12 protein-coding genes and 5 pseudogenes are annotated in these 11,662 nt (G+C 38.4%); 5 read left to right on the forward strand and 12 right to left on the reverse strand.

The window, feature by feature from the left end:
• Positions 1 to 133 precede the first annotated feature (133 nt).
• The gene (gene ymcF / locus ABN217_RS18230; protein ID WP_502935131.1) at positions 134 to 274 is read right to left on the reverse strand and encodes a cold shock small protein YmcF; all 141 of its coding nucleotides are present in this window, start codon (positions 272 to 274) and stop codon (positions 134 to 136) included.
• Between the two features lie 7 nt (positions 275 to 281).
• Complete coding sequence (cspE, locus tag ABN217_RS18235) at positions 282 to 494, reverse strand: transcription antiterminator/RNA stability regulator CspE (RefSeq protein WP_004244726.1); 213 nt, start codon at positions 492 to 494, stop codon at positions 282 to 284.
• Between the two features lie 253 nt (positions 495 to 747).
• On the opposite strand from cspE, the pseudogene ABN217_RS20705 reads away from it, so the two are divergent.
• Positions 748 to 837 (forward strand): annotated as a pseudogene (locus tag ABN217_RS20705) (IS3 family transposase); the annotation flags it as partial.
• A gap of 129 nt (positions 838 to 966) precedes the next feature.
• Here ABN217_RS20705 and ABN217_RS18245 read toward each other — a convergent pair.
• Positions 967 to 1,815, reverse strand: coding sequence for an SDR family oxidoreductase (locus tag ABN217_RS18245; RefSeq protein WP_349459737.1), 849 nt, complete (start codon positions 1,813 to 1,815; stop codon positions 967 to 969).
• An 89-nt stretch (positions 1,816 to 1,904) separates the two neighbouring features.
• Between ABN217_RS18245 and ABN217_RS18250 the strand changes: the two genes are divergently transcribed.
• The 4 genes and pseudogenes from ABN217_RS18250 (at position 1,905) to ABN217_RS20715 (ending at position 4,169) form a co-directional block, all read left to right on the forward strand.
• The gene (locus ABN217_RS18250) at positions 1,905 to 2,285 is read left to right on the forward strand and encodes a winged helix-turn-helix transcriptional regulator (protein ID WP_231619310.1); all 381 of its coding nucleotides are present in this window, start codon (positions 1,905 to 1,907) and stop codon (positions 2,283 to 2,285) included.
• 24 nt (positions 2,286 to 2,309) lie between these two features.
• Positions 2,310 to 2,393, forward strand: a pseudogene (locus ABN217_RS18255) (hypothetical protein); the annotation flags it as partial.
• A gap of 1,072 nt (positions 2,394 to 3,465) precedes the next feature.
• Positions 3,466 to 3,585: pseudogene (locus tag ABN217_RS20710) on the forward strand (integrase); the annotation flags it as partial.
• Positions 3,586 to 3,959: 374 nt separating this feature from the next.
• Positions 3,960 to 4,169 (forward strand): colicin E1 family microcin immunity protein, encoded by a 210-nt coding sequence (locus ABN217_RS20715; RefSeq protein ID WP_502935132.1) that lies wholly within the window; start codon positions 3,960 to 3,962, stop codon positions 4,167 to 4,169.
• Positions 4,170 to 4,190: 21 nt separating this feature from the next.
• On the opposite strand, the pseudogene ABN217_RS18260 reads toward ABN217_RS20715, so the two are convergent.
• The 9 genes and pseudogenes from ABN217_RS18260 to ABN217_RS18295 form a co-directional block, all read right to left on the reverse strand.
• A pseudogene (locus tag ABN217_RS18260) lies at positions 4,191 to 5,880 on the reverse strand (colicin-like pore-forming protein).
• A 148-nt stretch (positions 5,881 to 6,028) separates the two neighbouring features.
• On the reverse strand, positions 6,029 to 6,160 hold the full coding sequence (locus ABN217_RS18265) for a hypothetical protein (RefSeq protein WP_349459738.1): 132 nt from the start codon (positions 6,158 to 6,160) through the stop codon (positions 6,029 to 6,031).
• A 51-nt stretch (positions 6,161 to 6,211) separates the two neighbouring features.
• Positions 6,212 to 6,289, reverse strand: a pseudogene (locus ABN217_RS20720) (hypothetical protein); the annotation flags it as partial.
• A 799-nt stretch (positions 6,290 to 7,088) separates the two neighbouring features.
• A complete protein-coding gene (gene rlmF / locus ABN217_RS18270; RefSeq protein ID WP_349459739.1) occupies positions 7,089 to 8,054 on the reverse strand; it encodes a 23S rRNA (adenine(1618)-N(6))-methyltransferase RlmF in 966 nt (321 codons plus the stop codon).
• Positions 8,055 to 8,368: 314 nt separating this feature from the next.
• On the reverse strand, positions 8,369 to 8,941 hold the full coding sequence (locus ABN217_RS18275) for a TetR/AcrR family transcriptional regulator (RefSeq protein WP_196553207.1): 573 nt from the start codon (positions 8,939 to 8,941) through the stop codon (positions 8,369 to 8,371).
• A gap of 88 nt (positions 8,942 to 9,029) precedes the next feature.
• Positions 9,030 to 9,893 carry an arginase family protein gene (locus ABN217_RS18280; RefSeq protein ID WP_349459740.1) on the reverse strand — a complete coding sequence of 288 codons (864 nt, stop codon included), beginning with the start codon at positions 9,891 to 9,893 and terminating at the stop codon, positions 9,030 to 9,032.
• Between the two features lie 260 nt (positions 9,894 to 10,153).
• On the reverse strand, positions 10,154 to 10,309 hold the full coding sequence (locus ABN217_RS18285) for a hypothetical protein (RefSeq protein WP_349459741.1): 156 nt from the start codon (positions 10,307 to 10,309) through the stop codon (positions 10,154 to 10,156).
• Positions 10,310 to 10,404: 95 nt separating this feature from the next.
• Positions 10,405 to 10,677, reverse strand: a complete 273-nt coding sequence (locus tag ABN217_RS18290) for an HNH endonuclease (RefSeq protein WP_196553208.1) — start codon at positions 10,675 to 10,677, stop codon at positions 10,405 to 10,407.
• Between the two features lie 745 nt (positions 10,678 to 11,422).
• On the reverse strand, positions 11,423 to 11,662 hold a 240-nt coding region (locus tag ABN217_RS18295), incomplete at its 5' end, for an Hsp20 family protein (protein ID WP_349459742.1).

The raw sequence follows: 11,662 nt of genomic DNA on the forward strand, positions 1-11,662 counted from the left end.
CAAAATATAAATATGAACGAGCAAGTATTTTTCAAGCCCTAAAATCTAAATTTTTTATCTTTGACCAACATGGGATTATAGATAGCAAAAAACCCCGCCGAAGCGAGGTTTTGTATATTCAACTATTTAATGCTTAACTCATTTGAGCTGTCATCACACTTTTGCAAAAGATACATATTGCGCCGTGTGGATTGTTCACTGTGACATCAAATTGTGATGTTCTATATTGTGAACCGCAACACCTTGGGCATTTAAAATAGAGGCGAATAGTAATAGCGCCTTTAGAGAGCCACCACGTTGCCTGCTGCTGGGCCTTTCATACCATTTTCCATGGTGAATGAAACTTGTTGGCCTTCCGCTAATGTTTTGAAGCTATCACTTTGGATTGCAGAGAAATGTACGAAGACATCTTTGCTGCCATCAGCTGGAGTAATAAAACCAAAACCTTTACCTTCATCGAACCATTTTACTGTACCAGTCATTGTATTAGACATAGAATTTCCTTTAATTTATTTAATTTGCCATAAGGCATGTGCGGTTTGTTTTGTATTTTTACTTATGGGAATTAATTAGAAGGAATTCACAATGAAGAGGTATCGAGGATAACGCTAAACGGGAACAATTTTAAACTTACTAACATAAATAGGTCTGTACTTCCAAACCAGTGACGCTATTAATAGAGAATTTTTTGCATATTAAAAACAGAATGTTTTTATACAAAGCAAGTTAGAAGAAGAACTTCATGAATATATCAAATATTACAATACTGTGCAGATCAAAATAAAATTAAAAGGACTGAGTCCAGTTCAATACCGGACTCAGTCTTTACTTAACTAATTTAAATTGCCCAATAAAATGGGGTTAGTTCAGTTGTTTAACATCCAAGTTTTTATACTGATAATAAATTGCAACTGTTTACCAATATCTGATATTTAATTACTACCCAAATCGTACAAAGATATCGATTTACAGAACATCTTTAATACTTTCAGCAAGTGTAGTTGTTGGTCGTCCTATTAGCTTTCTCATAGTATGGCTATCATCGAACAACCCTCCCTGGGAAGCCCCAACATCAGAATCAGCAATCATAATTGATAACTCATCAGGCAAACCTGCGCTTTTCAGTGCAGCTACAAAGTCTTTCTGACTTAGATTTTGATATACAATATTCTTCCCACTCTGTTTAGTCAGTTCTTTTGCTAGCTGATCTAATGTCCAAGCGTCATCGCCAGCGAGTTCGTAAACTTTCCCTATATGTCCATCTTCAATCATCACACGAGCAGCCGCAGCGGCATAGTCTGCTCTAGTCGCTGATGCAATTTTTCCATCACCTGCGGCTCCAATAAAAATACCATGCTCAAGTGCAGCTGGTACGCTAGCTAGATAATTTTCTGTATACCAACCATTGCGCAGTAGAGTGTAATGGATACCTGAATCAGCTAGCATTTTTTCAGTTTCTACATGCTCAACATGCAAATTTAGTGGAGAACAGTCTGCATGTAACAAACTTGTATAAGCAATAAACTTCACGTTAGCTAATTTTGCAGCGCTAATTACATTTCGGTGTTGTGTAACTCGCATACCTATTTCACTTGAAGAAATCAGGAGCAATTTATCGACACCTTGTAAAGCACTTATTAATGATGCTTCATCATTGTAATCTGCCTGACGCACAGAAATCCCTTTCTGACTCAAAGGTGCGCCTTTTACCAAGTTTCGGACAATCGCCGCTATCTGGTTGGCAGGAACTATCTGTAAAAGATTTTCAATAACATGTTGGCCCAAAAGACCTGTAGCACCGGTAATCGCAATCATGAGGTAACTCCTTAATGTATCACTTGTGTTTCGTTAAGATAACACCTAAACTTACTTTAAGTAAGTACGAACAAAAAGGTAAGTGTAAAATGGCGAATTTAACAATTTCTCAGCAATTACGCGATGGTAATGTCTTTGCCAAGCAGTGCCCATCTCGTAAGATCCTTAAGCATGTAACAAGCCTTTGGGGGATTTTAATTTTAATTGCTCTACGTGATGGGACGCATCGTTTCAGTGAGTTAAGACGTAAAATTGGAGGGGTGAGCGAGAAAATGTTATCTCAATCCTTACAATTACTGGAACAGGATGGTTTTATTAATCGAGTATCATATCCTGTATTGCCACCTCATGTAGAGTACACGTTAACTGAGCTAGGTGAACAAGTAAGCGAAAAAGTCACCATTCTGGCGGATTGGATAGAAATAAATCTACCTAATATACTGATAAATGATGAAGATAAAGTAGAGTGATGTTTTACTTTCTAGTGTTTCTTGGTACTTGTTGATGTATTTAAAGAAGCACAACATGTCGGTGAAGTTCCTCCTGGTTACAATCCTGCCCTTACCACTAAGCAGCCAATAATTTCAAATAGCGGTATCAGTTGGTCTGGTGGGGGTTACATCATCCATGCTGGGGAGGAATTTGTGGTGGTACAGAAGGAGCACTCTGCTCTGATATTTACTAGTTCTTCTAAACGACTGGTGAGCTTCTTATTAGCATCGTTTAATCTATTGAGTTTTTTTGATGGCTCATTTGCCACCATATAATCACCCGCAATGATAACTATCGCTATAGTCGCGATATAAAACTTCAAATTCATTATTGATTAATACCTATGATAAGAAATAGCGCGTTGACAACATTTAGCTAAACTCGCTTTATCATTAGAACAAGAAGGAGCAATAGAAAGATAAATCTTAGAGATAAAATATAATGAAAAGATTCGATATAGATAAAATAATTAAAAACTTATCGGACAAGGATGTAAAAAAATAAATCAAACTTATAATAGCCAAACCAACAAAGAAGATAGTTTCAATAAATTGTTTTTTGATATATTTATCTTTGATCGTATTTTATTTGAAGGATTATTTATTTTACTTACTATGGTTTTTATTTGTAGAATCACATCAAGATCCACATCACATCTATTCTATTCATTCTTAGTTTTAGTTTTAATTTTAGTTTTCATTTACTTTATTTTACTATGAGTTTAGTAATTACTATCTATGATTGTATTAATAATAAAATATCACTAATTTTATTCTTTAGTGTAAAGAGAATTACAATGATGACCTATATAATGAAAAAATGATCTATTTTCAATTAGAGTATTAATCTAACTTAATGAGTATTTTCATTAGATGAATCTTCGTTATTATATTTTTTAATATTAGAATAAATTCCCCCATATTATAGCCTAAGGTAGTGAGTAATATAGGATTGCTATGAACGCTAAATTTTCTCTTAAAATCTAATGAACCCCAACGAAATAAGCGAGTACCTTTACTGGTAAATAATCTATCATTCAATCTTAATAGACCTAAAAGACGATAATTATGCCTTTTTATAACTAATTGATTACCATAATACTTTTATTGGTTTTGATAACCACTAATTAGGGCTGTAAACATGATTTAGTGAGTATGCAAAACATTAGCGGGTGGGATGAGGATTAGTTCTGAGTTAAGGAATATGGTACAAAACCATAAAAGACCAGGAGTTTCCCAAAAACATTATGATCGATATGATTATTTAAGAGAAAAATGAGAAACACTTGATACATGGTGTGAAAAACTATCGTCGCTAAAAGAAGCATAGTATTTATATATCATTTAAATTCCTTATTGCAGGATAGATGTAACCCACAATAAGGGATTACACAAATGAGAATGACTTAGCATAACAAGTGAAATTATCTAGAATTAAAACTTTCAAACGTATTGAAAACAAGAATTATTATTAATATGATATACTATAAAATAGTACTGTTTATTCATTAGGAGTTGAATATGACTAAAAAATATTATATTAAGAATATGTTCTGGGGATGGTTTATTGGCATATTACTTATTTACTCCTGCCTAGACAATGATATAAAAGAATACAAATAGTTATTATTATTTATTCTCAGTATTATAGGAATTGGACTTTATCCATTATCTAAGTTTGCTGTTGAATCATTTTTTTTAATCTTCACCACAAGAGAATTTTGGAAGAGAGGGCTATTTATGGATACTCCTGCTAAATTAGGTGGAATTGCATTATATCAGGGAATTGTTTTTCTCTTATCACTTCCAATTGTCTTAATTTTCGCCTTAGCCACTTCCATGAAAAGGTGGCTGGCAAAATGAGTCACCTTTTATTTTTACTTATTAAATACCAATTAATTTATTGGCTCTTTCAATTAGCTCATCATCAATTAAAGCGCCAACTCCAGCCATTATTAATGCATAGCCTAAAATACCGACTGGCCCACCTAAAAGGGCACTAAAAGCGAATCCCACAACTGCTGATACGGCCATCCCCGCCCCAATAGTTTCTGCTTTAACAAAAAATGGCCTCCAATTATCGGTTCTAATCGCTTTTATTAGCTCTATTCTTAAGTCATTAACATACATTGCATTACTTACAAAACCCATTCCCTTGCCGAATTTTTTTAAATTATTAGCAATATCATTTACTTTAACCGACTCTAAAGCCTTGGCAATTGCCTCTCTATCTTTTGTGCTAACTTTTTTATTGATATTATCTTTATGTTGATAATGCATCATCAACATTACGAATAGTGTTTCCTTTTGCTTCTAAAGCCAAATCTCTCGCTAATTTTTCTGCTTCATTTCCGTAAGTATTAAAAACCTCTTTATAGAAATCAGATGTAAACTTAACCCCATCTTTGATGACATTAAACTCTTTTTCCTGCAGAGGACGCGGATCTTTATCCTTAAGTTCAATTGCAGGAAAGCCCGAATAAGCATATAAAGGCGGTAAGTTTGAATTTCTAGGAAACACAATAATTGCATCATTAAATTGATGTGGATATGGCACTTCTATCCTTTTGTTTTCTACCTTATTAGGTAATTCTACTTTTTCTGGATATGAGAATTTTTTATTTTCATTTGAGTAATTTTGAATAACATTTCCTTGAAAACCAAGGCCACTAGAGGAGCTAGTGGGTCTAAGCGAATATTCAATCCCCATATTTTTAATGTCTACATGATAACTATTAGCAGCATAATTAACTTCATATACAGGGACTTTTTTAGTCACTAAGACACCATCAGTTCTAGTTAACGTTGCAATCACTTTATTGTTGTCTTTAATTACAGCCATTCTTGCATTAACATCAACTGTACCATTGTTTTTTGCAATTTTATTAAGTTCGCCAGACATCAAATCAGAATTGTTAATTAAGTTTTCTGCAGGGATAGTAGACATAAGATCAAATTCATTAAATGAATCATTATCAAACTCACTAAACTCCATAAAATTTACTGAATTCACCTTATTATCATCAATACGATTTTCTTTACTGTATAAATTAATAACAGACTCTATCAATTTATCTTGAACTAAATTAACAGCTTCTTTTGTAAGAAAATATTTCTTTTTAAATGTTTCGAGTTGCTCAATAACAATACCATTAAAATGCATTACACCTTTATTTGTAGCTAATTCTTTATTGTTTGAGCTATTAGTTAGTTTATTATTATTACTAGAAATAATAACGGGCTTTTGCGGTTTATTCACTTTAAATTTAGTATTTGGATTAAAAGGTGATGATCCATCATTACCCATATTAGGAGACTGATATTCTTCTTTATCGCTATCAGCAAGAGTGGGTATTTTTGCCCAATTAAAATTATGATTAGACTTATTAATTGGTACCCCACTTAGCACTGCCAATAGTTTCTCCTCCGCACCATTATCACTTACTTTTCCTCCATCTGTTATCCAACCACCATCACCGTCGGTATTATAAGTCCAGCCATATTGTTTGATATCACGAATAACATCAGCTGGAAGCCAAGGATATTGATCAACGTTAGCTCTTGTAATAAGCATATAAATTCCTTTTTATATTTAACAGCACACACTACTGTGTGCAAATACAGTGTATTCAATAATAATCGTAAAACAATCATCTTATTTCGGCTATATTAGGAATAGTTATCATTACCATTTAATTCTTCCTTGAATTAAATATATTTGATTAATAATCAAATTCTAGTGCGCTATTGGTGTCCTGATTTTTCATCTCTTCTTTTTGCCTGCGCTCCTCTTCCACCTTCTGTGCCTCTTCCATCTCACGCATTCTCACGTTATAGAGTGATTGCTCTGGCATCTGCACACGAACAGAGATAAAACGACCGGCTGGGATATCAATTGGGTCACTATCGCTGTAACCATCAATATCATTACGGGCGAATTTAGGCGCATTAGGATGAGTACGGTGATAGATTTTGACGAGGATAGAAACATCTTCATTAACTTCAGAGTTAACCTAGAAGTGGTCGAGAGCTTATCAAACTTGCTATCAACCATTCGAACTTAATTATCAGCTCTGAGCGAAGAGCGAACATTCACGGTCAGGGAATGAGGACCTTGTTTATCGGGAAGGTTAATCTGATTAACCCAACATAGGCATAAATGATGAAGTTGACCAAAAAACAGGTTATCAATACACTGTCGCTGCCACTTATATTACCCAGCCCCCACCTGATGTTCTCGCTGTTGATAGAGGATTACGAATAGTTCTAAGCACCAATAAATGGGGGCTGGCTAAGCTGTTTGGCCGTGAATTACTTCCGATCCTCTTCAAGTACGATAGATTTTAGCAGAAACGGATTCGATGAATAATGCCACAGTGAGTACTGCGACATTATGAGGCTGCTAGTTCTGCCCGTCATTTAAAACAGGGGGGGAGGAAAGGAGGCTCATGGGATGTATACTCAAACAAGCCGCTCCTTGCGTCATTCCAAGCCTGAATGATTTCCTCCGAACAATGCATCTTCCTTAATGTGTTTATAATGTGATCATATCCCCTTATTCATTCAAACCGCAGGTTGCGCTCAGACTACAGCTTGAATTACGTTGGGTATATATACCGGATTAAAATATCAACTAAGTAAGGTAACTATTGTATTTTGAATAAATAACTTTTTTAAGATTTGTAGTATTGGAAGGCATATTGAGAATAACGCAACATGCAGAAATTGAAAGGGAAATACGAAGTTTTATCGGTGCCGGTTAAATAACTGGCACCAGGGAAATTAACGCCAGCGTTCTGTCGCCCAGGCGACCTGCTGTTGTGCGTCGTGGAAAGTCCAAGCCACGAAGCGACTGATTTTTTGCCCCTGCGCCATTTCAATGGTACGGACTTCGGCCGCACCCACCAGCTTCAAGGCGTGATAAATCGAAGGCAAGGTAGTGCTTTTAGAAATCAACGAGGTGAACCACAGGCAGTTTTGCGCCAGGCTAACGCTCTCCTCTACCATTTTACGCACAAAGGCTTCTTCACCACCTTCACACCATAGCTCTTTATTTTTGCCGCCAAAGTTCTGTACCGGCGTGTCGGCTACCTCGCCTTTACCCAGCTTGTGCAATTTGCGACGGGTGCTGGCTTGCGCTTCCTGTTCAGAGCTGTGGAACGGTGGATTACACAGTGTGGCATCAAATTTCTCTGCCACGCCGATGATGCCGTTCAAAATACATTCGGGGTGTTTTTGTAAACGCAGGCGCACGCCGTTTCTCAGTGTCGGATTCATCTTCACGATCATTTTGGCCGAATTGAGCGATATCGGATTAATCTCCGAACCGGTAAAACGCCAGCCGTATTCACGCAGGCCAATAATCGGATAAATACAGTTGGCACCAACACCCACATCAAGGATCGCCACGCCTTTACCGCGAGGGAACTCACCGCCGTAGCTGGTCGCCAGCAGGTCGGCCAGATGGTGTAAATAGTCGGCACGCCCAGGGATCGGCGGGCACAGATAATCGGCGGGAATGTCCCAGTGTTCAATGCCATAAAAATGTTGCAGTAATGCACGGTTGAGCATTTTAACCGCCGCAGGATCGGCAAAATCTACTGAGATGTCGCCCCAGGCGTTCGGCTTGACGAACGGCTCCAGTGCAGGGCAACTGGCGATCAGCGCCGGGAAATCATAGCGTGAACGATGACGGTTACGCGGGTGCAAGCCGCTTTTCTGCTGCAGGAAGGTTTTCTTTTTTTCCACCGTGAAGGACTCTCTTAAAGGTATTTCTGACGCGTACGATACCATATACCCTATAGCTTTCAAGTTGCAGCTAACAGCTCGGGATGAAACCGTATTAAGCCTGAATTCAGAGTTTATTCCGGAATGCCCTGCTCTTTATATCCAACGTAATTCAAGATGCAGGAAGGCGGCAAGGGAACATACATCAGTATATGACCCGGCTGGCTGAGTGTGGCCAACGAACCTGCCCACATGTAAAATTCAAATGGCTGTTTTGAGCGAAGAGCGGTCATTTGAGAATCCCAGGCTATCGCGTTGACTAAAGCTGTTCAGCATTATTTCAATAATTTTGACATCAAATCAAAAAACATAGGCAGGTCGCGGTTGAATGAGAAGGATGCGTTTATAGCCTTGCGCGCGATTAAGCCGTCAATAAAGGCAAAAAGAATAATCGTGACTTCCTCAAGGTTAATATCCCGGCGAAACTCCTCCGCAGCAATACCGTCCGCGATAATCCCTGCAAGACTTTGCCGCATGATGATATCACTGGATATATACGTTTTCTGCAATTCAGGGTTCCGTGCAGACTCCGCCATTATTTCAACCCACAGTTGATGCGTAACGGGATAACCTACATCGCTTATGCACGAAGTAACTTGCGCGCAAAGGCGGTCGAAAAACGAGCCTTTAGATGGAGCATTATGGTCTGCCAAAGCTGAACTCTGTTCTTCAAGAACGATTGCCTTGATGAGATCATCCTTGCTTTTAAAATACGTGTACATCGCCCCCTGACTAATCCCTGCCCGGGTCGAAATTTCACGCACACTTGTCGCACTAAAGCCTTTTTCTGCAAAGCAGGCAGCAGCAGCAGTAATCAGCTTATGGTAGGTTTCGGTTTTCTTTAACATGTTGACTATTATGTTTAATCCAGTACCCAGACTTTAACGCACTTTTATTCCTGGAGCCAGTGTTGAACTCTGACTCCAGAATCTGATATCACTTCATAAGCGGCAACGCACTGAGCATATTCTTCAAATTCAGCATATCCCAGGGTAAATGTTCGGCAATTGTAAGGCCGACAGGCTCCGCTTTTGAGGTTGCTTGAGCGATTACGTTTAGAACATCCTCAATGGATAGTTTACCTTCTGCGACGTCACCAAAGTCATGCTCTCCTCTGCCTGGCTGGGCGAAAAGAACCGAACGGAAAAATGACGGGTCGAGAACGTCCAGATCAATGTGTATTGCCAGATGTTCAATATTTTCTCTCTCGATCCACTCCGTCACGTCTTTCGCGTCGTTTTTAACCTTTTCAGGACCTATCGTCTCAATGCCATGACTGGCAAGGTATTCAGCTTCATAAGGCAGTGGATCGTGGATACCTGCAATCATTATTTTTGAAGGGTTAAGTCTGGTTGATACATGAGCAACTAAATCTTTATCACCCGTTCCAATTAGCGCTCCAAGAACATGGGCATGGGCGTTCGGATATTGTCTTGCAGTCTGCACATCAGGATGAGAGTCAATCCAGAGCACACCCAGCTTATCACCGTATTTATTGAGCAGATGGGCAAAAGGAGCCAGTGATACCAGGCAATCCCCACCAAAAACGACAATTGAATCTGGATTATGTTTCTCAACCAGAGTGGCTGCATCGTTGAGCTGCCTGATAATTTGAGGTTTAGCGGTAATGCCATCCACTACGGCCTGTAGCTCCGTTGTGGGCTCATCGACCGGAACAGACTCGACAGGGCCATCCGATTCGGGGGAAAGATACGAGAGAAGAAGCGACCCAAGATGATAGGGTGGGTTATTGCCGCCTTGCCATTGGGGAAATAAAAGTCTGAGCGTTTTACTGGTCATAATTTGCCTTTGCTTGTTTTGACAACAGACTGATTGAATGAATCACAATCTATTCGCGAATGAACGTTCATTCATTTTTACGTAATTATTGTTCTTTGGCAAGCAGCACGGCACGTTAAGTTAACTAAAGGAAAAAATCACTGTTGCAGACTAGTTTCAACCAAAGTCCGCTTCTGGCACAAAGCCGACCACCAACGAATATATCCTTTTTTAGCGATCTCTCGTACTCAACAACTAAACCAACCATCTAAACTCTTCTATCACCCACCATACTCCCTCACATCAATATAAAAATACTGCTTACCTAGTGAGGTTGTTGACATCTGTCCGGCTACTATCATGGAATGAGGGATAATACGATTACCTCGCCCACAAAGAGTTACTCTAATCGTTTTTCCTCCCATCGAAGCCATCATTCCAATATGCCCAATTGTTGTGATTAATACCGCACAAGGAAATCAGGGCGAAAGTGTCTGAACTTTTACCCCGCCCCCACCCTGTATTCATGGTGTTATTGATGCCAATGAGAATTGGGATCGAGTGGAATGCCATCCGCATTACAGCCAATGACTTTGCCACTCTTTTCGATACGTTGTTTGGTTGAGTTATGATGCAGTTCGCATAAACTTTGGAAGTTCTTTGCGTCCCAGAATAAGGCTTGAGCTTTCGCGATACGTTCTTTATCGCCTGATTCAAGTGCTTCTTTAAGACGATGTGGAGTAATGTGGTCAACTACTGTGGCAGCAGTAAGACTAAACTGTAATTCGCTTATCTCTTTTGACATAACATTTACCGATTTATTTAGTTAATAAGGTGCCGACTCACAGCTCTTGTGTGAACGGTATAAGTGGGTGTTGATTCTGTGGTCGGCGTAAACGAAAAGGCTACAAAATAACCTTATTTAATTTAGGGTTGAATATATTAGTGAGAATGATTATCATTACATATGTATCAAATTGACAGGTTTGATACGAATTAGTACGACATGACTTACATTGCTTCTTGCGTTTATTTTATATGCCGATATGACTCCTAGCGTATCGGCATTTTTTTATTTTGTGTTGGCAATTCTTTCATACCTACAATTTAGATGTATATAATCAGATTCGATCTAATATTACTATGATTTGAGGCTAAATCTAATCAGATAGTCCGCACAGTGCTGTGAGTTCAATCGGTGAACGTCACGCTCTGCGTCAATTTTGGAGCACAGCGGAAAAATTGCCCAACAGCAACACTTTGTTATAAAAACCCTGACCAGAAGCAAAATGGTCACTCAAATCTTTGTTCCCGCTGGTTGTACTCCTCGGTCTCACGCTCTCTATTCTCTCTAATAGACCTATTTAGAAGAGAAAGCTTGGCCTTACCTTTATAGCAAATGCCTGTTGTTCGCTCAAACCAGACTGTAATTTCTAATAATATTCTACCTATGAGCCCCAAGTCTGAGCTAATACAATTTAAAACCCCTGAAAAAAATTAAGGCTACACATTATGTGTAGCCTTAATCTTATTCACGTTATCTAAACCAATTATTTTTTATCTTTATTTTCTATCGCTATTGTTTGCCGTTTCTCTTCTTCAGGCAATTCATACTCAATAGCAATAGTCAGAAGTCCACTTGATAAATCGGCTTTGTCTATTTTAACATTTTTACCGAGGTCAAACTGCAACGTAAATTGCCCTTGAGATATGCCTCGGTGGATCCATTTATCATTGTCTTCTTCTGATTTTTCTTCTTTTTTCCCTTCAATCAATAAACGACTTCCTTT

It is taken from the genome of Proteus sp. fly-1067, assembly GCF_040139345.1.
GTDB lineage: Bacteria > Pseudomonadota > Gammaproteobacteria > Enterobacterales > Enterobacteriaceae > Proteus > Proteus vulgaris_B.

Bases quoted from the DNA above. Each gene is read 5' to 3' on its own strand.
- cspE (WP_004244726.1), bottom strand. From the start codon at position 494: ATGTCTAATACAATGACTGGTACAGTAAAATGGTTCGATGAAGGTAAA.
- ABN217_RS18245 (WP_349459737.1), bottom strand. From the start codon at position 1,815: ATGATTGCGATTACCGGTGCTACAGGTCTTTTGGGCCAACATGTTATT.
- ABN217_RS18250 (WP_231619310.1), top strand. From the start codon at position 1,905: ATGGCGAATTTAACAATTTCTCAGCAATTACGCGATGGTAATGTCTTT.
- ABN217_RS18265 (WP_349459738.1), bottom strand. From the start codon at position 6,160: ATGCCAGAGCAATCACTCTATAACGTGAGAATGCGTGAGATGGAAGAG.
- ABN217_RS18275 (WP_196553207.1), bottom strand. From the start codon at position 8,941: ATGTTAAAGAAAACCGAAACCTACCATAAGCTGATTACTGCTGCTGCT.
- ABN217_RS18280 (WP_349459740.1), bottom strand. From the start codon at position 9,893: ATGACCAGTAAAACGCTCAGACTTTTATTTCCCCAATGGCAAGGCGGC.
- ABN217_RS18285 (WP_349459741.1), bottom strand. From the start codon at position 10,309: ATGATGGCTTCGATGGGAGGAAAAACGATTAGAGTAACTCTTTGTGGG.
- ABN217_RS18290 (WP_196553208.1), bottom strand. From the start codon at position 10,677: ATGTCAAAAGAGATAAGCGAATTACAGTTTAGTCTTACTGCTGCCACA.